Annotated in this window: 19 protein-coding genes; 15 read left to right on the top strand and 4 right to left on the bottom strand. The window is 57.3% G+C overall.

The window, feature by feature from the left end; translation table 11 throughout:
* Positions 1 to 21: 21 nt before the first annotated feature.
* Positions 22 to 1257 carry an Aq_097 family APC-type transporter gene (locus K5845_RS05635; RefSeq protein ID WP_287958553.1) on the bottom strand — a complete coding sequence of 412 codons (1236 nt, stop codon included), beginning with the start codon at positions 1255 to 1257 and terminating at the stop codon, positions 22 to 24.
* 210 nt (positions 1258 to 1467) lie between these two features.
* On the opposite strand from K5845_RS05635, the gene K5845_RS05630 reads away from it, so the two are divergent.
* Positions 1468 to 1824 (top strand): ArsC family reductase, encoded by a 357-nt coding sequence (locus tag K5845_RS05630; protein WP_046475176.1) that lies wholly within the window; start codon positions 1468 to 1470, stop codon positions 1822 to 1824.
* Here the strand turns inward: K5845_RS05630 and K5845_RS05625 are convergent.
* Positions 1821 to 2651, bottom strand: coding sequence for a DUF72 domain-containing protein (locus K5845_RS05625; RefSeq protein ID WP_046475178.1), 831 nt, complete (start codon positions 2649 to 2651; stop codon positions 1821 to 1823). The genes K5845_RS05630 and K5845_RS05625 overlap by 4 nt on opposite strands.
* A 362-nt stretch (positions 2652 to 3013) precedes the next feature.
* Between K5845_RS05625 and K5845_RS05620 the strand changes: the two genes are divergently transcribed.
* Entirely contained in the window at positions 3014 to 3754 is a 741-nt protein-coding gene (locus tag K5845_RS05620; RefSeq protein ID WP_160298671.1) for a peptidoglycan-binding domain-containing protein, read from the top strand.
* 86 nt (positions 3755 to 3840) lie between these two features.
* Here the strand turns inward: K5845_RS05620 and K5845_RS05615 are convergent, their stop codons facing one another.
* Positions 3841 to 5028, bottom strand: a complete 1188-nt coding sequence (locus K5845_RS05615) for a pyridoxal phosphate-dependent aminotransferase (protein ID WP_046479719.1) — start codon at positions 5026 to 5028, stop codon at positions 3841 to 3843.
* Between the two features lie 346 nt (positions 5029 to 5374).
* Here K5845_RS05615 and K5845_RS05610 point away from each other — a divergent pair, with 346 nt between their 5' ends.
* From K5845_RS05610 to aat, 6 genes are all read left to right on the top strand, one after another.
* Positions 5375 to 6802, top strand: coding sequence for a M48 family metalloprotease (locus tag K5845_RS05610; RefSeq protein WP_287958552.1), 1428 nt, complete (start codon positions 5375 to 5377; stop codon positions 6800 to 6802).
* A gap of 83 nt (positions 6803 to 6885) precedes the next feature.
* Positions 6886 to 7767, top strand: coding sequence for a DsbA family protein (locus K5845_RS05605; protein WP_052743570.1), 882 nt, complete (start codon positions 6886 to 6888; stop codon positions 7765 to 7767).
* 283 nt (positions 7768 to 8050) lie between these two features.
* Positions 8051 to 8503: a type II 3-dehydroquinate dehydratase gene (gene aroQ, locus K5845_RS05600; protein WP_046475182.1), complete on the top strand. Its 453-nt coding sequence runs from the start codon at positions 8051 to 8053 to the stop codon at positions 8501 to 8503.
* Positions 8504 to 8553: 50 nt separating this feature from the next.
* Complete coding sequence (gene accB / locus K5845_RS05595) at positions 8554 to 9036, top strand: acetyl-CoA carboxylase biotin carboxyl carrier protein (protein ID WP_046479726.1); 483 nt, start codon at positions 8554 to 8556, stop codon at positions 9034 to 9036.
* 32 nt (positions 9037 to 9068) lie between these two features.
* Positions 9069 to 10409, top strand: coding sequence for an acetyl-CoA carboxylase biotin carboxylase subunit (gene accC / locus K5845_RS05590; RefSeq protein ID WP_046475184.1), 1341 nt, complete (start codon positions 9069 to 9071; stop codon positions 10407 to 10409).
* Between the two features lie 69 nt (positions 10410 to 10478).
* Positions 10479 to 11159, top strand: a complete 681-nt coding sequence (aat, locus tag K5845_RS05585) for a leucyl/phenylalanyl-tRNA--protein transferase (protein ID WP_287958551.1) — start codon at positions 10479 to 10481, stop codon at positions 11157 to 11159.
* A 309-nt stretch (positions 11160 to 11468) separates the two neighbouring features.
* Here the strand turns inward: aat and K5845_RS05580 are convergent, their stop codons facing one another.
* The gene (locus tag K5845_RS05580; RefSeq protein ID WP_287958550.1) at positions 11469 to 14603 is read right to left on the bottom strand and encodes an Rne/Rng family ribonuclease; all 3135 of its coding nucleotides are present in this window, start codon (positions 14601 to 14603) and stop codon (positions 11469 to 11471) included.
* A 969-nt stretch (positions 14604 to 15572) separates the two neighbouring features.
* Here K5845_RS05580 and K5845_RS05575 point away from each other — a divergent pair.
* The 7 genes from K5845_RS05575 to K5845_RS05545 all read left to right on the top strand — a co-directional run bounded on the left by K5845_RS05575 (position 15573) and on the right by K5845_RS05545 (position 24132).
* Positions 15573 to 16766 (top strand): N-acetylmuramoyl-L-alanine amidase, encoded by a 1194-nt coding sequence (locus tag K5845_RS05575; protein ID WP_287958549.1) that lies wholly within the window; start codon positions 15573 to 15575, stop codon positions 16764 to 16766.
* 251 nt (positions 16767 to 17017) lie between these two features.
* Entirely contained in the window at positions 17018 to 19570 is a 2553-nt protein-coding gene (locus K5845_RS05570) for a penicillin-binding protein 1A (RefSeq protein WP_082100901.1), read from the top strand.
* Positions 19571 to 19670: 100 nt separating this feature from the next.
* Positions 19671 to 20802, top strand: a protein-coding gene (gene prfB / locus K5845_RS05565) for a peptide chain release factor 2 (protein ID WP_139165305.1) whose coding sequence is annotated in 2 segments (ribosomal slippage) — positions 19671 to 19739 and positions 19741 to 20802 — 1131 coding nt in all. Because the reading frame shifts where the segments join, the coding sequence is not laid out codon by codon here.
* A gap of 125 nt (positions 20803 to 20927) precedes the next feature.
* On the top strand, positions 20928 to 21299 hold the full coding sequence (locus K5845_RS05560) for a Crp/Fnr family transcriptional regulator (protein ID WP_046475188.1): 372 nt from the start codon (positions 20928 to 20930) through the stop codon (positions 21297 to 21299).
* Positions 21300 to 21439: 140 nt separating this feature from the next.
* Positions 21440 to 22357: an RsmD family RNA methyltransferase gene (locus K5845_RS05555; RefSeq protein ID WP_287958548.1), complete on the top strand. Its 918-nt coding sequence runs from the start codon at positions 21440 to 21442 to the stop codon at positions 22355 to 22357.
* Positions 22350 to 23189 carry a TrmH family RNA methyltransferase gene (locus K5845_RS05550; RefSeq protein ID WP_046475193.1) on the top strand — a complete coding sequence of 280 codons (840 nt, stop codon included), beginning with the start codon at positions 22350 to 22352 and terminating at the stop codon, positions 23187 to 23189. The genes K5845_RS05555 and K5845_RS05550 overlap by 8 nt, the downstream gene beginning before the upstream one ends.
* A 4-nt stretch (positions 23190 to 23193) precedes the next feature.
* The gene (locus K5845_RS05545) at positions 23194 to 24132 is read left to right on the top strand and encodes a class I SAM-dependent methyltransferase (RefSeq protein ID WP_046475195.1); all 939 of its coding nucleotides are present in this window, start codon (positions 23194 to 23196) and stop codon (positions 24130 to 24132) included.
* Position 24133 lies beyond the last annotated feature (1 nt).

The raw sequence follows: 24133 nt of genomic DNA, 5'->3' as shown, positions 1-24133 counted from the left end.
AGCGCAGCCAGCTTTGGGGGCTTAGCCTTCAGTTGGAATGCCGAAAATTGCAGCGGCGAGTGAGATAGCCGCAAGACTTCCGAACCAAACCAAGCGTGCTGGGCGACGCGTTACATCTGGCGCCGCAAAGGTCACGAATCCCGCAACGACGCACTGCAGAAAGTAATAAAACGCGAAAGCGCGCGAGGCGTGCGCAATTATTTCGAAAACGCTTCCGCTCCAGACAAGGGCAATCGCCACGGTTGCGATCGCGGGATAGTAATAACTGAGCGGGAAACGTTCGGGGAGAGTTGCGTGAAGGAGACCGGCAGCTCCGATCGCGTCGGCGATGGATGCCGAGAACTGCGATGCGACCGCGGCCCCTGTCAGCATGATCGGTAGCACGAACGCCAGTTTGCCGACAATGTCGATGATGGCTGCAACCTCGCCCTTCGCAAAGTGGTTTTGAAACATGACGGTCGCAAGCGCGAAGAATGCGAGATAGATCGCGCCGGAAATCAATTGCGCGTTTCGCATCGTGCGAACACGGAGGGCCGGGGGGTACTGGCCCGCTAAAAATCGGGATGTTTCAAATCCCTGCACGACGATGACAAAGCCGCAGAGTATGCGGATCGCTTCACTATCCAGGTGCGTTGTCAGATCTCGGAGGTGCCAGGTGCCCGTCGTGCTAAGGTGAATGTTGTGAAGGGCGAGGGCGGCGAGGATGGCTGCGATGACCGCGAGCTTGAACCCCACCGCATATTCTTCCAGACCTTCAAGTCCCCGGAGGCCGCGGATAAATCCAAAGCCGCCAATGAAGGCGAGGAAGAGTGTCGTCATGCTGCGCGCCATCAACGGGTCGTCGATCCCCACACCTTTCAATAGGAAAATCGAGAGGAGGGAGAGGTAGTAGGCGACGGAGACAAAGTAGGCTCCTGCGAGCACGACGTGGGAGATACGTTCGGAGAGATAGGCAAGTGATCCGGCTCCGTTGCGTGGACCTGTCCTGAAAAGTGGTTCACCGTGGAGAATATTGAAGCGGATTGCGCCTCCTACGCAGTATGCGAAAACGATCAGCGCGGTCATGCCGAACAGCGCATAGTTGCCCAACACGCTGGCCAGCAGAGGAACGGAGACGAGAAATCCCGAGCCAATAATGGAAGCAAGCGGGGTGACGGTGGCCCGGTAGGTGGGACTGTCTACCAATCGCTTGGAAAAGAGGATTGTGATTGCTACGGCGGTCGTCAGGATCAATGCCACGTTGAGGGCGATCGTCAAAAGTCAAATCCTTTCGTCAAGCGTAGCGGTTGCTGGCTGCCGCGATGTCCTTGGTAATCACCGATACGTGGCCGCGTGTCAAAGGTCGGACGCGTTGTTGGGGTAGGGCGGAAATGGATGTGGAATGAACGCGTGATGTGTATCGGGACGAGGGTTTCTGCGGCATCACTGACGTGATGAATTTGGTGCAATCGCGCGAGGAGGGCGTTGATGGCGAAGTCTGTCACGATATACGGGATCAAGAACTGCGACACGATGAAGAAAGCGCGGGCCTGGCTTGATGCGCATGACGTTGCATTCTCTTTTCATGACTACAAGACGCAGGGCTTTGAAAAGAGCATGCTGGAAAAATGGGTCGGCAAAGTTGGGTGGGAAATCCTCTTAAACCGGTCTGGGACGACATTTCGTAAGCTGCCGGAGGCCGACAAAACCAGTCTCGATGAAGCGAAGGCTGTCGCGTTGATGCTTGCTCAGCCGTCGATGATTAAACGGCCGGTTCTGGATGTGGGCGGTGGGAAGTTGATCGTTGGCTTCAAACCTGAGACATACGCCGCGCAGTTTCGCTAAGTTTCATCCAATTTTTTGAGCCTTTCGATCATGGTCATTGCCGCTGTGGGATTTCGTTCTTTGTAGCCGCTGATGAAATAGACGAAGACGTCGTGAGCTTTCGTGCGGCCAGTCTTTTCGGATTGCGGGGTGACTGTGCTCAGGCCGTCGGGCACTTCGCCTGTAGCCCAGGTGCGTACCCGTTCCGTCCAAGCAGCAATGGCCTTCTTGGAGTAGCCCGCCGGTTCCTTTTCGCTCGATCCCATGAGCCGCGCGTAGATGAACGGCGCGGTGATGTCGGCGATCTGAGGGTATTTGGAATCGGCTGCGGTGATGATGGCGACGGCATATTTCTTGGCGAGGGCTACGAACTCTGGTGTTTTGAAGCTATCGTGGCGCACTTCGACGGCGTGACGGATCGGATGCCCGCCGATGTCTTTCGGCAAAAGCTGCAGGAAGGCTTCGAAGTCATCCGGGTCGAATTTCTTCGTGCCCATGAATTGCCAGTTGATGGGACCGAGCTTCTCCTTCAATTCCATGACACCGCTGGTGAAGAACCGCTCAATGGATTCGCCAGCTTCGGCTAGCACGCGCCTATTGGTGGTGAAGCGCGGGCCTTTCAGCGCGAAGACGAAGTCATCCGGTGTTTCGTCATACCATTTGGCGAAGGTCGGCGGTTTCAGCGAGCCATAGTAGGTGCCGTTGACCTCGATCGACGTCAGGTGACGGCTCGCATATTCGAGTTCGCGCTTCTGTGCCAGGCCGTCGGGATAGAAAACACCACGCCAAGGTTCATACGTCCAACCACCGATACCGACGCGGATGTCTGACTTTGCTCTTTTTGCCATGTGCCGTTTCCGTTGGTTAGGTTCTCGATCGCGTTTCGGAGAATGTGAGTCTTTTTTCAGATGCCAGATGTCGCTGTGTCTGCCCTGTGAGATTTCAGATTTTTGGGACCTTTCCGCGGAGATCAGACGATCGTGGCTGAATTGCATCTTGTTCCCAGTTGTGGCGTTTGGACCCGTTATTTGCCCCCTGCTCGTGGTGAACCAACCCGATGTGTGGCCGAGGCTCAACTGCAACATATCCACATCTGACGTGTTGCACGGCTCTATGATGCAGCTTGCTATGTGATCAAGGGTTCTGGCATGTTCGCGCGTATCTGTATGGGCACAATTTTTCCGCTCTCGAGGGAACTGTAATGTTAAAAATGGCAGGAAGATTTATTGCGTGCGGCGGGCTTTTGGCAGCGGTTACCTTGGGTGCGCAAGCCGCCCATGCAGCGCCCGACCTTGTAATTCAGAAGTCGGATTCAGAGGTTAAATTTGTAGGTTGTGAAGAAGGCCAACCGCTCGCGACGGGGCGTTTGGTAATCCGCAACGAAGGCGACAGTGACGCCAACCTGCGTGGTGCAAACGAACTCTTCCGCAGTTTTGTAGCGGTCTATGTTCCTGAAAACATCGACCTCATCGAGAAGGACACCAAGCGCACGAAGATGGAGCCGCGAGAGCAGCGGGCTATCGAGTTCACGCTTGGCGCTGGGAAGGTCAAGAAGGGGCGTAATTACAACGCCTTGCCGAACGGTGACAGCAGTTCGGCGGCCGATCCGGCAAAGGATGCAAAGCTCGCACGAGACATTCAGGCGTTCCTCAAGTCACGCGGCTATGTTGTTTCGGTGGACGGCGATTGGGGTGCCGGGTCAAAGCGTGCGCTGAAATCATTCCAAGAAAACCAGAAGCTTAAGGCCACGGGTGAGTGGAACGCTGAAACGCAGGCGGCGATCGAGAAACTCACCGGCGTTGCTGCCGGCATGACGGTTGATAACGTGAAGGACGCCCAAGGGCGTACTCGAATCACCATTTTCGCTGTTGTTGATCCCTACAACCTCATTGATGAGAGCAACGAGCGCAATAACATCGTTACCTATACGGGTTATCTCGCCTGCGACTGACGCTCAGCCAGTAGCTCCCGATTGTGGTGACCAGATTGGTAAGGCCGGAGTCCTCGTAAGGGACTTCGGCCTTAGCGTTTGCTTGCTTAGCGCCGCCAGTTCGTGAGCCGTTTTACGGCTTCTTCCATGTCGCTGGTTGCACCTGCGTAGGAGAAGCGCAGATATTGCGCACCCCTTTCGGTATCAAAATCCAGTCCGGGCGTGGCCGCTACTCCGATATCGTTCAACATTCGGGCTGCGAAGGAAGGGCTATCGTCCGTCAGATGACTGACGTCACAGTACAGGTAGAACGCGCCGTCAGCCGGAACGATGCGATCAAAACCAACTTTGGGAAGGCCGGCCAGCAAAAGTTCGCGGTTCTCCGCATAGACGCGTTTGTTGGCTTCGAGTTCCTCCATACCGTCGAAGGCGCCTAAAGCGGCGATTTGGGAGGCGGCAGGGGCGGAGATGTAAAGGTTCTGCGCTAAGCGTTCGATTGTGCGGACAAGGCGGTCCGGGACGACCATCCATCCCACGCGCCAGCCGGTCATTGAGAAGTATTTTGAGAAGCTATTGATGACGATGGCATCGTCATTGTGTGCCAGGGCCGTTGCGGCGGGCGCTTCATAGGTGAGCCCATGGTAGATCTCGTCGGAGATGAACCAGAGGCCGAGGCGTTGGCAGGTCGCGCAGATCTCAGAGAGGCGCTCCGGCTCAAGCATCGTGCCCGTGGGATTGGCTGGTGAAGCGATAAGCAGACCGCGTATCCCTTTTTCGGAATGTGCGGCTTCAACGGCTTCGGGCGTCGGCATCCAACGCGTATTCGGCCCGGTTTCGATCATGACCGGCTGTTGACCCAAGGCCCGCAGGATCTGGCGGTAGCAGGGGTAGCCTGGTGACGGCAACGCGACCGTGTCGCCATGATCGAAAAGGGCTAGGAAGGCTAAGATAAAGCCGGCCGAGGAGCCTGTTGTCACGATGATCCGTTCTGCGGGGACGTCGACGCCGTATGTGTCCTGATAGTGCTGCGCAATGCGTGCGCGCAAGGGCTCCATTCCGAGTGCCAACGTATAGCCGAGACTGTTGTCATCGAGGGCCTGACGCAACGCTTCACGCGCTGCTTTGGGGGCTGGGGTTGCGGGCTGCCCGACCTCCATGTGAATGACGCGCTCGCCGGCGGCCTCTTTTGCAGCCGCAGCGCGCATAACGTCCATGACGATGAAGCTATCGATCTCACTACGTCTCGCAGCCGCCAGCCGTCCAGGGATGGCGTCGCGAACGGTACTTGCGGGCATGGGCCGCACGTTAGAGGCCGATTTCAGGTCGTCACCGCTCATTGGGTCTTTCCAGAAAAACTTGCAGGAAGGCTTATGCTCACTACCTTGTTGATTGATTGCCGTGCCTTGATCATGCCCCATTATCGCGTGCTGATCGGTCTATGTGGTTTGGGTCCTCGGGGAATAACCATTCGACCTCGTCTATCGAACGATCATAATCCTCTCGAAGCTGGTGAATTCGGTCAGTGTCGCCAGCAGGGACCGGGCGCAGCTATAATCGGTGTGACGAACGCATGCCAGCCCAATCTATCATGGTATAAGCCGTCGCAACGACGTTCGAATCCGGGTCAAGGGGGACGAGTTTATGGGCCTTAGAGCAGCTTCGGACCTTGCTTTCAAAACGTTGGCAGGGACGGTCTTGGGGCGCGGAGCAGCGGGTAGGATTGCGCGCGCTGTGAGCTTGGCTGCAGTCGTGCTTGGCGCCAACGTTGCGCCGACGATGGCGCAGGGCTTGCCGCTCATTCGCGATACCGAAATTGAAGATCTTCTCAATGACTACGCACGCCCAATCTTCAAGGCTGCAGGCTTGGGAACCGGGCGGGTGCAAATGCGCATCGTCAAAAGCGATTCGTTCAACGCGTTTGTTATCGATGGCCGTAACGTGTTCATCCATACTGGCACGCTTATGCAGGCGGATACGCCCAATCAGGTTATCGGTGTTATCGCGCACGAAGCGGGTCATATTGCTGGTGGCCATATGGCGGCTCTCCGCGCTCGTATCGCTAAGGATCAGACGCGGGCTTTGCTTATGCAGATCCTTGGCATCGGCATCATGGTGGCCGGCGGTGTTTCCGGAGACAGTAACGTAACCGGTGCTGGTACGGGGGTTCTCTACGGCGGCAGTGATATGGTCATGCGCTCGCTCTTGTCAGAGCGCCGATCGCAGGAGTCGGCTGCAGACCAAGCCGGGTTGTCGTACCTCAATGCTACGCAGCAATCCGGTCGCGGCATGTTGGAGACGTTCGAGCGCTTTGCTCAGCAGGAATACATTTCCGACACGCACAAGGACCCCTTCGTTCGGAGCCACCCCGTGGCGACGGATCGTCTTAATCAGCTGCGGCGTTTGGTAACTGGTAGCAAGTATTACAGCCAGTCGGATACGGCGGAGCTCCAACTTCGCCACGACCTTATGCGCGCTAAGTTGGCGGGCTATCTCGATCCTCCAGCCGCCGTGTTTAACCGCTATCCGGTGACGGACAAAAGTCTGCCGGCGCGCTATGCGCGGGGCTTGGCCCGCTTTTTCCGCGGCGGTCCAGGAGGTCTCGAGGGCGCTCTTACGGAAATCGATGGACTTGTTCGCGAGCGGCCAAACAATCCCTATTTCCACGAGGTAAAGGGCGATCTGCTGATGCGGTCGGGTAAGTCTCGCGAGGCGATCCCGCACCTGCGTAAAGCGCTGCAGTTGACGAATGGTTCAAGTCTTATCCGGGTCCAGTTAGCGGCGGCAATCCAGAATGCCGGAGACAAGAGTGGCCTCGCGGAATCTGTGAGCCTGCTGCGCAAATCCCTCGTAGAGGACAAGAATCCCCGCGCCTATCGCTTGCTTGCGACGGCGTATTACAATCAAGGTAGGCGGCCGCAGGCGGATGCGATGACGGCGCAGGCATATTTCCTTGAAGGAAACCTGCAGCAAGCTCAAATCTTCGCGAAGCGGGCGCAAAGCCAGTTGAAGCCGGGCTCGCCAGAATGGATACAGAACGACGACATTCTGACGTACAAGCCGCCAGCTTAAACCCAGACCGCTGCGGTGCCGTTGGTCTAGATCCACTTCACCCCTGTGCCGTGACATTATCGGTCCTCGATCAAGGAACTCACATGACCACCAACTTCGTGGATAAAGCGCTGAACGGATTGCTCAGCATTAAAAGCCTGACCTTAGCGCTTCCCCTTGCTGCTGCAGGCGGCTTGGCGTTAGCCGTGATGACGGGTGAGCCGGCAGCGACTGCCCAGACAAAAGATGCGGGCGCGGCTGAAGCTAAGGCTGGCGCTCAGTCTGAGGCGGCGAAGGTCTTTTCTTCGGAGCAGCGCGCTGGCATCGAGGCTATCGTCAAAGAATATCTGCTTGCTCATCCGGAGTTGTTCCTGGAAATCCAGTCGGCTCTTGAGACGAAGCTTGAAGCCATGCAGGCGGAGCAGTTTACGGCTGCGATCGCGGACAATGCTGAGGCTCTCTTCCGGCGGGCAAATGCGCCGGCTATCGGTGATCCAAAGGCTGACGTTACTGTGGTCGAATTCTTCGACTACAACTGCGGCTTTTGCAAACGGGGTTTTCCGCAGCTGGCGAAGCTGATCGAGAACGACAAGAACGTTCGGGTTGTTTTCAAGGAGCTTCCAATCCTGTCTGAGGGATCTCTGGAAGCCTCACGGGTTGCCCTGGCGGCAAAAGCCCAAGGCAAGTATTGGGAAATGCATCGCGCTCTTATGGCCGCGAAGGGCACCATGAACGGCGAACATGCGCTAAAGATCGCTGAGAAGCATGGTCTTGATGTTGCGAAACTGAAAGAAGACATGAAGTCTCCTGAAGTGACCAAAGAAATCGAGAATGTTCGCGATCTTGCTCAGAAGATGGGCATAAATGGAACGCCTCACTATCTCGTTGCCGACAAGTCAATCGCAGGTGCGCCAGAGAATCTATATGAACAACTTGTTGGATTGGTAAAGGAAACGCGTGACAACGGCGGCTGCAAAGTTTGCTGATCTGCGTTTTTGCGACGGTATGCTTGTGTTCCCCCTAAGATGGCCTTTCTTCTAGGGGTGGGACGATTCACAGTTGGAGCCGCGGCAATAACTCCATCGGGAGCGTTGCTGCGGTTCTTTCTTTGGGCTTTTCCCCGACGCAGTCTTGCCGTTGCAGGGCCAGACTTTCGTTTGCCGGTGAAAACTGTTAGACCCCTTCGCAGTATTCATAGAAAGGACCTTCCGGGGGCAGGTGCACTACCGATCCGGAGCCATCGGTCTTATCTTCTCGCGCACATAGGATATGGCCAAGCCAATCTACGTCCTTAATGGACCTAACCTCAATTTGCTCGGGCGGCGTGAGCCCTCCGTTTATGGCACCGATACGTTGGATGACGTGCGGGACTTAGCGTCTGCACGCGCCAAACAGTTGGGCGCAGAAATTGTTTTCCGCCAGTCCAACCACGAAGGCGAACTGATTGACTGGATTCAAGAAGCACGTGAGGCCGCTCGCGGGATTATTCTCAATGCAGGCGCTTTCACACATACCTCGATTGGCATTCTCGATGCGCTTCAGGCTGCTGAACTGCCGGTCATCGAGGTTCATCTTTCTAACATCTTCAAACGTGAAACCTATCGCCATCATTCGTATGTATCGCTCGGTTCAACCGGTGTGATCTGCGGCTTGGGCGCCAAAGGTTACGAATTGGCGCTTGAGGCGATGGTTCAGCTCACAAGCAAACCACAAAAGCGATGAAACGAAAGGGACGGCCCGAAAAGCGGCCGCAGAGCAAGGGACAGATTGGCATGAGCGCCAAGGACGCAAAGGGTACGACGAGCGCGGAGAGCCAGCTCATTCGCGAGCTCGCTGAATTGCTCAACGAAACGGGCCTTAGCGAGATCGAGATCGAAAAGAGCGGCCTGCGTGTGCGCGTGGCGCGGCAGATTAACGTAACGTCGGGTCTCGTAGCTGCTGCGGCCCCTGCAATGGCAAGCGTTCCGACAGCTGCTCCAGCTGAAGCTGCAGATAGCCCGGGGCTTGATGCCAGCAAGCATCCTGGCGCGGTTAAGTCACCGATGGTGGGCACGGCTTATCGTGCATCTGAGCCCGGTGCGCCGTCATTCATCGAAGTGGGTACGCGTGTTGCCCAGGGTGATACGTTGCTCATTATCGAGGCGATGAAGACGATGAACCAGATTCCGGCACCGAAAGCTGGAACCGTTGCTGCAATCCTCTTTGAAAACGGTCAGCCCGTCGAATTCGGCGAGCCACTCGTCATCATCGAATAGCTGCCGGAGCAGCCTTCAGCGAGTGCATAGCCATGTTCGATAAAGTATTAATCGCCAATCGCGGTGAGATCGCCCTGCGGATCCAGAGAGCCTGCAAGGAACTCGGGATCGCGACTGTCGCCGTCCATTCGACTGCCGATGCTGACGCCATGCACGTGAAGCTGGCGGACGAAAGTGTGTGTATTGGACCGCCTCCGGCATCCGATAGCTATTTGAATATACCCCGCCTGCTCGCCGCGTGTGAGATTACCGGGGCAGATGCTGTGCATCCCGGCTATGGGTTCTTGTCCGAGAACGCGCGTTTCGCTGAAATTCTCGAAGAACACAACATCACATTCATCGGACCCACGTCTGAGCATATCAGGATCATGGGCGATAAGATCGCTGCCAAGGAGACCGCGAAGCGGCTTGGAATTCCGGTGGTTCCGGGGTCGGATGGCGGTGTCTCCAGTGAAGCGGAAGCCATGAAGGTCGCTGAGGCGATGGGTTTCCCGGTGCTGGTCAAGGCTGCCGCCGGCGGTGGTGGACGCGGTATGAAGGTTGCGATGACCGCAGCTGAGCTTCCGCTGTCCCTGTCAACAGCTCGGACAGAGGCTAAGGCGGCCTTTGGCGATGATGCTGTCTACATCGAGAAGTATCTGACAAAGCCCCGTCATATCGAGATCCAGGTCTTCGGTGACGGACAAGGCAACGCTATCCACTTGGGTGAGCGCGATTGCTCGCTTCAACGGCGCCACCAGAAAGTCTGGGAGGAGGCGCCTTCTCCCGCGCTCAACGAAGCGGCGCGCGCGCGGATCGGCGATGTCGTGGCGAATGCCATGCGGGAGCTTAAATATCGTGGCGCCGGGACCGTAGAATTCCTCTACGAGGATGGTGAGTTCTATTTTATCGAGATGAATACGCGGCTTCAGGTCGAGCATCCGGTTACCGAAGCGATCACCGGGATTGATCTCGTTCTGGAGCAGATCCGCGTGGCCTCCGGGTCTCAGCTCAGCCTGACGCAGGATGACATCACATTCGCCGGGCATGCCATCGAATGCCGGATCAACGCGGAAAATCCGCGTACTTTCCGGCCCTCGCCAGGTCAGATCACCTACTGGCATCCGCCAGGAGGTCTGGGCGTGCGCGTCGATTCCGGTGTTTATCAAGGCTACCGAATTCCACCCTACTACGACAGCTTGATTGGGAAGCTGATCGTGCATGGTAAGACGCGTAACGAGTGCCTGATGCGCCTCAAACGCGCCTTGTCGGAATTCGTGATTGATGGCATCGAAACCACGATCCCGCTATTTAACGAGTTGATTCGACAGCCAGATATCGCAAATGGGCTTTATGACATTCACTGGCTCGAAAAATTCCTCGGAAAGCCCTAATCTTTTGGTTTGATTGAAAGCGATGACGTTGTTCTGTTGTCGCTGAGAACCAAAGGAGGTCGCCCAACGGTGACTTCACACGACGACATAATGATTGAGATTACGCCGCAGGTTTTGCTGAAGGCCTACAGCTGCGGCATCTTTCCGATGGCCGAAAGTGCGGCCGATCCGGCGTTGTATTGGATTGAGCCCCAACAGCGTGGGATTCTGCCCCTGGATGAGGTGCATGTTCCGAAGCGGTTGGCCCGGACGGTGCGGGGCACGCCGTTTGTCGTTAGAATCGACGACAATTTCGAATCCATTATTTCGGGGTGTGCAGCGTCCAAGCCTGGGCGGCGCTCTACGTGGATCAATGCGCGTATCCGCACGCTTTATCGCGAACTCTTTGAACTGGGGTACTGCCACACAGTCGGTGTTTGGCGCGATGATGAGCTGGTTGGCGGGCTATACGGTTTGGCGCTGGGGAGTGCCTTCTTCGGCGAAAGCATGTTTTCGACGGAGCGCGACGCCTCGAAGATTGCGCTCATACATCTTGTCGCGCGATTGATTGCGGGTGATTTCACGTTGCTGGACACGCAGTTTGTGACGGATCATTTGCGCCAGTTCGGTACCATCGAGGTTGACCGGGGCACATTCCAGGAAACGTTGGAAGAGGCGCTCAGTAAGCAAGGCAATTTCAATGCCTTGCCGCGTCAGGTTGACGGGGCGACGGCGCTTTCAATTATCAACGACGCGACGGCCCGCGGATGAACATTGCCGGGCTGTTTCCTCGGTAACAGCGCTGGTGTCGCGTTCGCGCGAGTTTCGGCCGAGCGGAGTTCGGCGGGTCCCTGGTCGTTTTCCTGCGAAGCTAAGGTGCCTCCCCCCGTGCGGGCCAATCCCCAGTCCCTAGGCCTCCGGTCCTGAGGCTATTGGCTCGTGGCACCCGCGAAGCGGCCCTTTGGCATTTCCCACCGATGCCAAGGGTCGTTTTGCTTTGCGTCTTTAATGGTGGGTCAAACAAAATCGGGCTGATCTGAGATCAGCCCGATTGCTCTCGCGATTTAGAGGCGGGACAGCTTAGCTGTCGCTTCCCAGAAGTTTACGTTGCCACCAGCCTTTGCGCGCGGGCTTATCTTCGGATGGCTCCAAGGTCGCATCGAGGCCTGTTTCTACGGAACGGTCTGGCCCCATAATTACACGCTGCAGACGCAGCCCTCCATTCGGAGCCGGTGTTGATTCAGGGGCTCTAGGTTCTTCAGCAGCGACGACGGGAACCGGTTTATCCTTCGTGGCAACCGGAGCTTCGGCCTCGACTGGCGGCGTGGTTTCGGGGGCCTGGACTGACGCGGCAGGTTCGTTTTGCGTTTCGGTGGTGACTTCTTCCGTAACGGATTGCTGTAGTTCAGCCGGTGGTATTACGGCTTCAACAGTTTCCGATGCGGGCTCCGTCACCCTCATGACGGTTTCTGATGATGGCTCGGCCTTCTCACGCACCGGTGTGGGTTCAGCCTCTGCACGCGGTTCGGTCGAGATTTCGATAATCGAGGGTTGGGGGCCGAGGCCGGGAATTTCGCTGGCGGCATCTTGTGTACCGTCTGCGTGTTCGCCTTCGCCTTCTGCCGTTGTCCGGTTGCGTTCACGGTTGCGGCGGCCACCGCGGCGCCCGCGACGACGACGACGTGAGGGGCGTTCCGAGGACCCGTCAGCAGACTCTATTGTGGTGTCATCGCTGGCTTCGCCATCGTCTGATGTGGACGTATCCTGCTCGTCTTCATCCATATCGTCTGATGCTTCGACGAGGTTCTCGCTGGCGCTTGTGTCGGCTGCGTTGGCCAAACGTTCGCTGCCACCGCGGCGCGTCCGGCGCCGACGCCGCCGTTTGCGCCGGCCGTTGTCCTCTTCGCCCGAACCGGTTGCTTCGTCGTTCCCATCTTCATTGTCGAAATTGTCAGAAGCTTCCGTGACGACCTCGGCCTCGTCGAAGTTCCAATCCATCTTGACCGCGCTGCGATCCGCGCGCCGTGGGGTCGGGGCCTGCGCGGGGGCGGAGCCTTTCTCGACCGTGAAGTTGGCGCCGGCCATTTTTTCCGAAGCCTGAACGAGGATTGGGAAGCCGTGGCGCGCTTCCATGTCGATGATGAAGTCGCGCTTGTTGTTGAGAATGTACAAGGCGACTTCGGCCGTGGTGTTCGCGATCAACGATCCGCGTGATTTGTTCATCACAGCGTCTTCGAGGGCGCGCAGAACAGCGAGTGCAATCGATTCAGTCGAGCGGATGATGCCGGTGCCTTGGCAGTGCGGGCATTGCGACGTGGAACCTTCGAGAACACCTGTGCGCAGGCGCTGACGGGACATTTCCAGCAAGCCGAACGGGCTGATACGGCCGACCTGAATGCGGGCGCGGTCCAGCCTCAACGCCTCTTTGAGCCGACGTTCCACGGCCCGGTTGTTGCGCTTCTCCTCCATGTCGATGAAGTCGATAACGATCAATCCGGCCAAGTCCCGCAGCTTAAGGTGGCGGGCGATTTCATCGGCTGCTTCCAAGTTGGTATGGAGCGCCGTTTCTTCAATCGAGAACTCGCGGGTGGAGCGGCCCGAGTTCACGTCGACAGCAACCAACGCTTCGGTCTGGTTGATGACGAGATAACCGCCGGAACGCAATGTGACGAACGGGCTGAACATGGCGTTCAACTGACGTTCGATAGCATAGCGTGTGAAGAGAGGCTCGGCGTCCTTATAGAGCGTAACGTTCTTGGCGTGGCTCGGCATCAGCATGCGCATGAAGCTTTTCGCTTCACGGTGCGCATCTTCACCTGCCACGACGACCTCGTCGATCTCCTTATTGTAGAGATCGCGGATCGAACGTTTGATCAGGTCGCCTTCTTCGTAAACGAGGCTTGGAGCTGTTGATTGCAGTGTGAGTTCGCGCACGCTTTCCCACAGACGCAGCAGGTATTCGAAGTCACGCCGGATTTCCTGCTTCGTACGTGCGGCACCGGCCGTGCGGATGATCAGGCCCATTCCTTCCGGAACTTCGAGCTCCGTAGCGATGGCCTTCAGTCGCTTGCGGTCCTGGGGATTGGTGATCTTGCGTGAGATACCGCCGCCCCGTGCGGTATTCGGCATCAACACGGTGTAGCGGCCGGCAAGTGACAAGTAGGTCGTCAGGGCGGCGCCCTTGTTGCCGCGTTCTTCCTTCACAACCTGGATCAGCAGGACCTGACGACGCTTAATAACTTCCTGGATTTTGTAGCTACGGCGCGAGCGCCGTGGCCTGGAGGGCAGTTCCTCCAAGGCATCTTCACTGTCGCCGACGTTTTCGATTGCGTCCGTGTCTGCGGATGCGTTTGTCGTATCTCCATCGGTGTCGTCGTCCGCAGGTGCCATTTCTTCGGCTTCTTCCGGAGCAGCAGGGCTTGCGTCCACCTCTGTGTTCGGACGCGCCTCTGAGACGGTGGCGGTGAGAGCCTCTGCAACATCAGCGTCCACCAGAACTTCCGTTCTGTCGGAGCTTTCGCTGTCGCCTTCTGTGGACAACTCTTCCGAGAGGCTTTCGTCGCGCGCCATGTTAATGGCGATCGTTTTCGGACCATTTTGTTGCCCGGAGTCTTCATCCGACGGAGGGTCTACTGGGTCGTCTTTGCTTCCGACACTCTCTGCTTGGACGGCCTCTTCCGAGGTTTCATCCGCAGTGACAGCGTCAGCATCATCGGCGACGGAAGCTTCGTTGTCGCCGTCGTTGTCCCAATCATGGTCGTCCGACGACGCGGCATGGACGTCTTCCGCTTCGTCGGACTCGTCGTTCGTATTGTTGTCGTCGTCGTTATCCGAGTCCTTTGAGGGCGTCGCATTCTGGCGGCGGGCGCGGCGTGCTGCCATGCGTTCGGCGCGCGCGTCTGCTTCAGCTTCTTCTTCCGCTTCTATTGCTGCTTCCTCTTCCAGGAGAGCAATGCGGTCAGCAATCGGAATTTGATAGTAGTCCGGATGGATTTCGTTAAAGGCAAGGAAGCCGTGGCGATTGCCGCCATAGTCAACGAATGCAGCCTGCAGCGCCGGCTCAACGCGCGTTACCTTGGCGAGGTAAATGTTGCCGCGCAGTTGTTTGCGAGCCGCTGATTCGTAGTCGAATTCCTCTACGCGACCTCCGCGAAGAACCACGACCCGGGTCTCTTCCGGGTGCGCGGCATCAATAAGCATCTTGTTTTCTGACATTGAAGATTTTCCTGGGCTTGCCCGCTTGGCGGATCGGCCGTCATGGATGAATGGCCAGCGCGGTTCGATCGCACGGGGGCGATGCGCGCTGTGGCGATTAAGTGGTTGGGGTTAGAGGTGGAACGATTGTCGCGCGTCCGACCCGGGCCGAAATCATTCCGGCAGCAGCTGCTGAGCGCCGAGCGGCGCTCTTGAGCATTCAGGTTGGTCGTGCGTGCATTAGGCATTGCGTAGCTTACTTAGCTTTATGAACCGGCTGCCGCGCCACGAATTGCGACGCCGGGCTGAAACGAGTCCCCTTTTGAAAAAGGGGGAGGAAAGGGCGGTAATGCTCGGGCATGCCCACCAGAAGACAGGATCTGCGAAGCCAATGGTCCTGGCACGCGGCAGACCTTCGCAAAAAAAGCACCATCTTCGCCTGGGGCGCTGAGCGATCGTCCCTGAGAAACGTTGCAGGCCTAAATAACGGCGCAAAAACGGCACCGGCCCAAATTAAACGGTCACACGGGTCGATACGGGAGCGCACCACGGAGGATGCCACCACCGGTTGTTGGAAATGCGCGGCTACTCGCTAAGGTCAGCGCCAATCCGCTATAAAGGGTGGGCTGCAAGCGCCGTAACTGCCGTAGTTGCGACCCGAGTCACATCCCGTCTGTCGCATTCCGAACGACCATTACAATTCTTTATGACGAACAGGCGAATCGCGCAAGGCCTTCAACTTGACCTTGGGCCCGCCTGAGCCATGAAGTTATAGGCTCTAGCTTGTAGTCTGCGGGCAAATAATCCGTTAATGCATGTCGTGTTGTTACATATGGGAAGATACTGCGGTGGCTTGCACGAATCACCGCAGGCGGTGATTCGATCGCGGATTTGCGAAAGACAGTGGGCTCGGGGGAGCCGATTGTTTTTAAGGTTAAAGGTCAGCCGGGGGGCTAACTATTGCGCATCGCGAGGCGCAGCGGACTTAGTATGATGTGGGCGCTGGTGGCCATTGTGCTGGCGATAGTTGTCAGCGCGTTGCCAGCGGCGGCGAGTGTTGTTGCGACCGACGCTAAAGTCGAGGGTGATCGCGACGAGACCGTTTTCAGCCTGACACTGTCAGCTGGGGTTCCTGCCGAAGTGTTCACTTTGGCCAATCCTTATCGGGTCATCATCGATATGCCGGACGTTTCGTTTCGGCTGACCGCTGATGCAGGCCATTCCGGGGTAGGGCTGGTAAAGGCCTTTCGGTATGGGCTCTTCGCACCGCGTAAATCCCGCATCGTGATGGACACCGAACTCCCGGTTGTTATCGCCCGGGCCGAGATGATCAATGTTCCGGAAGGTGAGGGGGTACAGCTCAATTTGCTTTTGCGCGCAACGGACGCAGCGACGTTTGGCACTGGTACCGGCGGAGCGCGCAAACGGGCGATGAGCCGTTCTAGGCCTGTGGATGACGCCGAAGCGGTTCACCCGCGCAACGCCCAGCCGGTCATCGTTATCGATCCTGGGCATGGTGGTGTCGATCCTGGCGCTCTCGGGGGAAGCGAGATCTACGAGAAATCCGTCGTTCTTGAAGTTGCCAAGCAGCTGCATCGAGAGTTGACGAAGCGCGGCGGCTATCAAACTTTTATGACGCGAACTGACGATGTTTTTGTATCCCTCGATGATCGTTTGATGTTTTCGTCAGAGAAAAAGGCGGACCTGTTTATTTCTCTGCATGCTGATGCTCTCGCCGATACCGATTCAGCCAAGTACGTAAGAGGGGCGACCGTCTACACTCTTTCAGAGCGAGCTTCGGATGCTATGGCGCGGCGAATGGCGGAGAAGGAAAACAGCGCTGATGCGGTTGCGGGCCTGAACCCGGACGAGTCGGAGGGCGCCTTCGAGGTTCGCAGTATTCTGGCGGATTTGCTGAAACGCGAGACGGCCAATTTTTCAGCGGATTTTTCTTCGACGCTTGTAGGAGAGATGCGACAGAAACTGCGGTTGGCGCGGTCTCCGCAAAGGTCGGCTGCGTTCAAGGTGCTCAAGCAGACCCGCACGCCTTCTGTTCTTATCGAGCTTGGATACCTCAGCAATACAGAAGACAAGAAAATGATGCAGTCTCAAAAATGGCGTGAATCTGTTTCGGTATCCATTGCTGACGCGGTTGACGCTTTCTTTGAGCGCCGTTCCCACTGAAGCTTGTACCCAGCATTTACCAATCCGTGATCTATACTGCATGGGACATGGCGCGGGCTTGCGATCAGGCAGGTTTTTTGTCACACGACAATGATTGATAACGTGGCGTTCATTGCGTGTACGTATCTCAAATTCTAAGGCGGCGACGACGTGATGCCACAATGCATGTTAAATTCGTCTCCAGCCAATGAAATGTCGGCGGTTGCGTTGAGCAGGGCCGACGCGAGCAATTTATGCAGGTCTAGGAGCTGATGAGAGCGCCGACCATACCCCCACCCGCGCCGCGCCGAAAGACCAAGAAGCGCCGCGGGCGGAGCCTTTTATTGAGCGTGCTGGGCTTTGGCTTCGCGGCGTTTGTGGTCGTTTTTCTCGTTGCTTCGGCGGGTGCGGGGTACGTCTTGATGCGTATCTCGGATGATCTGCCCAACTACCAAAAGCTTGCTGAGTACGAGCCGCCCGTGATGACGCGGATTCATGCGCATGACGGCTCTCTAATCGCGGAGTATGCGCGAGAGCGGCGGATCTTTGTGCCAATCAACACAATACCGAAGCTCGTGATTGCCGCGTTTTTGTCCGCGGAAGACAGCCGATTCTACGAACACGGCGGCATTGACTTCCAGGGTGTGGCCCGTGCTGTCTTCAAGGTGGTGGAGGCTAAAGCACTCGGTAAGTCGGTCCGCGTGCAGGGTGCTTCGACGATTACCCAGCAGGTCGCCAAGAACTTCCTGTTGACGAGCGATCGTACGATGGAGCGCAAGCTCAAAGAGGCCATTCTGGCCATACGTATCGAGCGCACGTTTTCGAAAGACAAGATTCTCGAACTCTATCTTAATGAGATCTATCTCGGCATCGGCTCCTATGGTGTTGCGGCTGCAGGCCTCAATTACTTCTCTAAGGAGCTCAAGGATCTGACCATTGAGGAAGCGGCTTATCTGGCTGCGCTGCCAAAGGCACCGAACAACTACCATCCGTTCCGTCATACCGAGCGCGCTGTTGAGCGGCGGAACTGGATTATCGGTCAGATGCTGGAGAATGGTTATATCTCTCAAGAACAGGCGGATGAGGCCAAAGCGAAATCGCTAAAGGTCAATATTCGCTCGTTTGGCGCTCACATCTTCGCCGCCGATTTCTTCGCCGAGGAAGTTCGTCGCGCGCTTCTCTCGCAATACGGAGAGGACAAGCTTTACGGTGGGGGGCTATCGGTGCGCACGACGCTCGACCCCGTGCTTCAGAAATACGCGCGCCGGTCTCTCATGAGCGGCCTTGTTACTGTAGATCGACGCAAGGGTTGGCGCGGTCCGCACGCTAAAATTGATGTCGCGGGTGATTGGGGTGCGGCGCTTAATAAGGTCGATGCACCTGGGGATCTTGCGCCCTGGCGGATCGGCGTTGTGCTCGATACGCAGTCCTCAAAGGCGATCGTGGGCTTGAAGCCAGAGAAGCACCAGGATGGGTCGCTTGTCGATAAACGTGAGGCGGTTGAACTCAAGTTCGATGAAGTCAAATGGGCGAAATCGAATGGTTCGGCGCCGAAGTCGGTAACCGACGTCTTATCTGTTGGCGATGTCGTTTTTGTCGCTCCCAAGGACCCGGATGACATCACCGGCGTATGGTCGCTGATGCAGATTCCGGAGGTGGGTGGCGGCATTGTCGCGATGGATCCACACACTGGTCGTGTGCTCGCAGTTGTTGGTGGATTTTCGTTTGATATCAGTCAGTTTGACCGGGCGATACAAGCTAAGCGGCAGCCGGGTTCCGCCTTCAAGCCGTTTGTTTATGCGGCCGCGATTGACAACGGTTACAAGCCGACAAGCATCGTCCTGGACGCTCCAATCGAAATCGAGCAGGGGCCTGGGCAGGATATCTGGCGGCCTGAAAACTACGACAAGGACAAGTCCTACGGACCGTCGACGCTGCGTATCGGTATTGAGAAGTCGCGAAACCAGATGACCGTGCGGCTGGCTCAGGACATGGGCATGCCGTTGATCACGGAGTATGCGCAGCGTTTCGGTATTTACGACTCTCTGCTGCCGGTACTCTCGATGTCCCTTGGTGCGGGTGAGACGACGCTTCTGCGTATGGCGACGGCCTACAGCATCCTGGCTAACGGCGGGAAGAAAGTTTATCCCACGCTTATCGACCGCATTCAGGATCGTTGGGGTAAGACCGTATGGCGGCATGATGCGCGCCAGTGCCCGGATTGCACGGCGCGGGCTTGGATGGGGCAAGAAGAGCCGGAAATCCCTGATGATCGGCGTCAAATTATCGATCCGCATACGGCGTATCAGATGACGTCAATTCTTGAAGGTGTCGTTCAGCGCGGTACGGCAACGCGGTTGAAGAAGCTCAATCGTCCTCTCGCGGGCAAGACCGGTACCACGAACGAGGAGAAGGATGCCTGGTTCGTAGGTTATTCGCCGGACCTCGTCGTGGGTGTGTTTATTGGCTACGACACGCCACGGCCGATGGGTAAAGGCATGACTGGCGGCCAGGTGGCGGCCCCTGTGTTCAGTGACTTCATGGAGTATGCGTTGCAAGATAAGCCGGCGACGCCGTTCCGTATTCCGCCCGGCATCAAGCTTGTGCTCGTTAACAGAACTACGGGACTTCGGGCAGAACCGGGTGACGATCAAGCCATCATGGAGGCTTTCAAGCCGAACGAAGAGCCTGACGACGCCTATTCCATTATTGGATTTTCCGATCCCGATGGTGGGGGCGCCTATATGGGCGACAGCCAGAGCAGCGGCTATAGTAGCCGTCCTGCACCGAGCAGTTTCGGCTCCGGACGCGGCGGGTTCTGGTAACCCGGGCAATATTCCCGTGAATGGGTCGCGTTTACAGGCACGGTGGGCGTGACTATATCCACCGCCAGATTCAGAACAATTCAACTCACTTGAGGCCGCAATGCGCGCTGAACCGCAAAAGCACGTTGATTCCATCCAAGAGGCGCTTTCCCTCCTACGGAGGCATCTTTGACTGGGATACAGCCAAAGACCGTCTCGATGAAATGAATCGCCGCGCTGAGGATCCCAACCTCTGGGAAGATCCGAAGCGTGCGCAAAAAGTGATGCGCGAGCGTCAGACGCTGGAGCGGGCGATCAATTCGTACGAGAGCCTGGAGCGCGATCTCGACGACTGCGTGACGCTGATCGAACTTGGCGAGATGGAAGACGACGCGGGGACTGTTGCCGAGGGAGAGGCGGCGCTCAAGAAGCTTGATGAGGAAGCGCAGCGGCGTAGCGTTTCCGCCCTGCTTTCGGGCGAAGCCGATGGCAACGATACCTTTGTCGAGATCCATGCCGGTGCTGGTGGCACGGAAAGCCAGGATTGGGCAGAGATGCTCACGCGTATGTACATGCGCTGGGCGGAGCGTGCCGGCTATCGCGTTTCGTTGATCGAGGAGAGCCCGGGCGAAGAAGCTGGCATCAAGTCGGCGACCTTAGAGATCAAGGGCGAGGATGCTTACGGCTGGCTCAAGACGGAGTCAGGTGTGCACCGGCTCGTGCGCATTTCGCCGTATGACTCCAACGCGCGCCGGCACACCAGTTTTGCGTCCGTGTGGGTTTATCCGGTGGTCGATGACGATATCGATATCGATATCAACGAGAGTGATTGCCGGATCGATACCTATCGCTCGTCGGGTGCGGGCGGGCAGCACGTCAACACAACCGACTCGGCTGTGCGCATCACGCACATCCCAACCGGCATCGCCGTGGCCAGCCAGCAAGAGCGTTCGCAGATCAAAAACCGTGCGATTGCCTGGGCTATGTTGAAATCGCGATTGTATGAGCTTGAACTCAAGAAACGCGAGGAAAAGGCCAACGCGGAAGCTGCTTCCAAAACGGAGATCGGTTGGGGGCATCAGATCCGCTCGTACGTTTTGCAGCCCTATCAGATGGTCAAAGATCTGCGGACGGGTGTGCAGAGCGGCAATCCGAGTGCGGTTTTGGACGGGGAGATCGACCTCTTCCTTGAAGCGGCTCTCGCGCAGCGGATCAAGGGTGGCGGGCCTGTAGAGGTCGAAGACGTCGAATAATCTGTGAACCATCCGGATTGGCCCGCGGCGTCAACCAACTGGCCAGTTCCGCGGGCTATCTCGCTTGTCGATCCTACGACTGAGGGATAGGCTTCGCACTCGAACCTGTGATGTCGAGGCGGAAGATGAGCGAGCCGGTGATTGATATCGGTGTTCTTGAGCGGGTGGGCGCAGCGGCTGCGCAGTTTGCGCCTGGTGAGCGGATTTTCGTGCAGGACGACGGTGGCGACTGCATGTATGTCGTCCGTTCAGGCCGCGTCAGCATCAAAGCCGGTGGCATGGTGTTGGAAAACATCGAAGCTAACGGCGTGTTCGGTGAAATGAGTTTGATCGATGGCTCTCCGCGTAGCGCAACTGCCGTTGCAGAGGAGCCAACCGAGGTTCTCCCGATTGACCGCGCCGCGTTTCATGAACTCGTGCGGCATGATCCGGAATTCGCTTTGAGGCTTATGCGTCTATTAGCGGGCCGTATCCGTCGCACGAACGAGAGTTTGTAGCGGTGCTACAACCGCTAAACTGAAAGAGCGTGTGTTCGGACGGATTTGGCGGGAGGCGCCAACTTGGCGTATCCATCGGTCTGTCTTTGGAAGAGACGTCTTTTCGTTTTGTGTCATCCCGCAGCTTACCCACGTTCTTTATGGCAACTTCTCCTGACCGCAATTCGCTCGAACTGATCGTCACACCGGGGTGCGAAGGCTATGAGCTTTTGGACTCCGGCGGTGGGCGTAAGCTTGAGCGGTTTGGAAGCGTGATCGTTGATCGCCCCGAGCGGCAGGCGCTGTGGAAGCCCGCGCTTGGGGCGGACCGTTGGGGGCGCGCTCATGCGGTCTTTTCCGCGTCGGATGAGGATGAGGAAAAGGGACGATGGCGCATCGACAAAGCTGTGCCGGATGGTTGGCCCGTCGATGTGCTTCAAGCGCGCATGATCTGCCGCCTGCAGGGCTTGTGGCACATCGGTTTGTTCCCCGAGCAGTTACCGCATTGGCAATGGATGGGGGAACGCATCGCGCGTGTCACCGCGCGCGGTAAAGAGCGACCGCGTGTCCTCAATCTGTTTGGTTACACCGGCGCGGCATCGCTGATTGCGGCTGCGCAGGGAGCTGAGGTTACTCACGTCGATGCCTCGAAAAAGGCGATCGGGTGGGCGAAGGAAAATCAGTCGGCTTCCAAGCTTGAAAATGCGCCTATTCGTTGGATGCTCGATGACGCGGTCAAGTTCGTTGCGCGCGAGGTCCGGCGCGGCAACACCTATCATGTCATTCTTATCGATCCGCCCAAGTTCGGGCGTGGCCCGAAGAACGAGACCTGGGATTTGTTTCAGAGCCTTCCGGGCTTTCTTGAAGACTGCAGCCGCTTGCTGGCACTAGAGAATTCCGCATTCATATTGACGGTGTATGCCATCCGCGCGTCTGCGTTGGCGTTCGGTCAACTTGCAGAGCAGGTCGTGGAAGGATCTGAGGGGCGGTTTTCCATCGGTGAGTTGGCTATCTCTCCCGTACATGGAGGTAACGCCGTGCCGACTTCGCTCTTTGTGAGATGGTGGCGGGATGACTGATCGCGCGTACGGCCGTGAGGCCTCTCGTCCCCGACCAATCACCAGCCTACAGAACGACCGCATCAAGGCTGTGCGAGCTCTCGATATGCGCAAAGCGCGGCGCGAGACGGGACTGTTCGTTGCGGAGGGTGCGTCGATCCTTGTGACCGCCCGACAGGCGGGTTTCAAAGTGCGGACCTTGATCTACGAACCGCAGGAGGCGAGCGGTTCGGTTGCGCGCGATCTCATTAAGTCGGCCCTGGCGGATCATGCCGAGGTTCTGGAAGTTTCCTCAGCGGTGCTTGCGAAGGTTTCGTCGAAGGACAATCCTCAGGCCATGCTCGGCGTTTTCGACCAGCGCTGGGGTGTCGCGCCTGACGCCAACACACAAAATGCGGATGATCTTTGGCTTGTGCTCGAGGAGGTTCGTGATCCTGGAAATCTCGGGACCATGATCCGGACCGTGGATGCTGTTGGTGGGCGCGGCATTATCCTGGTCGGCAATTGTTGTGATCCTTATTCGCGAGAATGCGTACGCGCCACGATGGGCTCCATTTTCTCCACGCCGCTTGTGAAGATGCAGCGCGAGGAATTTTTGGCGTGGCGCGTGCAGTGGCCAGGAGACGTTGTCGGCCTGCATCTGCGTGCGAGCGATGATTTCCGCAACGTTGCTTATCGCGGGCCGGTCATGGTTGTCATGGGAAGCGAGGGGCCAGGGCTCTCAGCAGAACTGACGGAAGCCTGTTCCCGGCGCGTGAAAATTCCGATGGCGGGGAAGCTCGATTCACTCAACCTGGCTATTGCTACGGCGCTGACCCTTTATCAGATCCGTGGCCCTCATCTGAGCATTTGACCTGATGCGCATCGAATATCACCGTACATTGATCGCCGATACCGTTCGCAACGTCGCCTTTCATCGCGCGTTGAAAGCTCTGATCGAACCGGGGGAAACGGTTGTTGCCGACATAGGAGCGGGGACCGGGTTGTTAGGTGTGATGGCGGCGCAGCTTGGTGCGAAGGAGATCTTTCTCTATGAAGTCGGCGAGGTGGCCAGCGTCGCCGAGCGAACGATTGCGCGTAGCGGTTTTGACAACTGTCACTTGATGCCGTGCCATTCGACAGAGATGTACGATCCGCCCAAGGTAGATCTGATCGTCAGCGAAACGCTCGGCAACTACGCCTTTGAAGAAGACATTATCGCGACATTGAATGATGCGCGGCGGCGGTTCCTCAAGAAGGGGGGCAAGATCATACCGCGCGCGATCTCGCAATTTGTGCAGCCCGTGATTGGTGCGCGTTTGCATCGGGAGCTGACGGTTTGGGGCGAAACGGGAAAACGCTTTGGGCTGGATTTGACGGACGCTCAGCTAATGAGCCTCAACAATGTCTATGTGCGGCGATTGCGCGAGAGCGAGTTGCTTGAGGGCGGACAGCGGCAATGGGATCACGTTGATCTCAGCAAGCACAATTCGGCAAACCGCAGCGGTGAAGCTTCTTGGAGCGTGAGTAAGGAGAGTACTGTTTACGGGTTTGCTGTCTGGTGGCAGGCAGAATTGATTGAGGGTGTGAGCATCTCAACGGGACCAGGGGCTGCAAAGACCCATTGGGAGCAGCTTTATTTTCCACTGGAGCGGCCACTTGAGGTGCCTGCGAAAGCACAGCTGAAGTTTGCTATCGGTTCGAAGACTTCGCCGCAAGCCGGGACTCACTTGAAATGGCAGGCCGACGTTTTGTCCGGTACTGGCTCACGCCTTGATCGCGTCACGATGGATCTCGACAGGGGCTATCTGCCCTAAC

Origin of the sequence: Filomicrobium sp. (genome assembly GCF_025698805.1) — a bacterium.
Classification (GTDB): Bacteria; Pseudomonadota; Alphaproteobacteria; order Rhizobiales; family Hyphomicrobiaceae; genus Filomicrobium; species Filomicrobium insigne.
Note: the sequence above shows the minus strand (reverse complement) of the source record. Positions and strands in the feature narration are given on the sequence as shown.

Excerpts from the sequence above, each read along its gene's own strand:
- accB (WP_046479726.1), top strand. The coding sequence starts at position 8,554 with ATGAGCGCCAAGGACGCAAAGGGTACGACGAGCGCGGAGAGCCAGCTC.
- K5845_RS05570 (WP_082100901.1), top strand. The coding sequence starts at position 17,018 with ATGAGAGCGCCGACCATACCCCCACCCGCGCCGCGCCGAAAGACCAAG.
- K5845_RS05575 (WP_287958549.1), top strand. The coding sequence starts at position 15,573 with ATGATGTGGGCGCTGGTGGCCATTGTGCTGGCGATAGTTGTCAGCGCG.
- K5845_RS05560 (WP_046475188.1), top strand. The coding sequence starts at position 20,928 with ATGAGCGAGCCGGTGATTGATATCGGTGTTCTTGAGCGGGTGGGCGCA.
- K5845_RS05605 (WP_052743570.1), top strand. The coding sequence starts at position 6,886 with ATGACCACCAACTTCGTGGATAAAGCGCTGAACGGATTGCTCAGCATT.
- K5845_RS05620 (WP_160298671.1), top strand. The coding sequence starts at position 3,014 with ATGGCAGGAAGATTTATTGCGTGCGGCGGGCTTTTGGCAGCGGTTACC.
- accC (WP_046475184.1), top strand. The coding sequence starts at position 9,069 with ATGTTCGATAAAGTATTAATCGCCAATCGCGGTGAGATCGCCCTGCGG.
- K5845_RS05610 (WP_287958552.1), top strand. The coding sequence starts at position 5,375 with ATGGGCCTTAGAGCAGCTTCGGACCTTGCTTTCAAAACGTTGGCAGGG.
- K5845_RS05545 (WP_046475195.1), top strand. The coding sequence starts at position 23,194 with ATGCGCATCGAATATCACCGTACATTGATCGCCGATACCGTTCGCAAC.
- K5845_RS05625 (WP_046475178.1), bottom strand. The coding sequence starts at position 2,651 with ATGGCAAAAAGAGCAAAGTCAGACATCCGCGTCGGTATCGGTGGTTGG.
- aroQ (WP_046475182.1), top strand. The coding sequence starts at position 8,051 with ATGGCCAAGCCAATCTACGTCCTTAATGGACCTAACCTCAATTTGCTC.
- K5845_RS05555 (WP_287958548.1), top strand. The coding sequence starts at position 21,440 with ATGGCAACTTCTCCTGACCGCAATTCGCTCGAACTGATCGTCACACCG.
- K5845_RS05550 (WP_046475193.1), top strand. The coding sequence starts at position 22,350 with ATGACTGATCGCGCGTACGGCCGTGAGGCCTCTCGTCCCCGACCAATC.
- K5845_RS05580 (WP_287958550.1), bottom strand. The coding sequence starts at position 14,603 with ATGTCAGAAAACAAGATGCTTATTGATGCCGCGCACCCGGAAGAGACC.
- K5845_RS05615 (WP_046479719.1), bottom strand. The coding sequence starts at position 5,028 with ATGCCCGCAAGTACCGTTCGCGACGCCATCCCTGGACGGCTGGCGGCT.
- K5845_RS05630 (WP_046475176.1), top strand. The coding sequence starts at position 1,468 with ATGGCGAAGTCTGTCACGATATACGGGATCAAGAACTGCGACACGATG.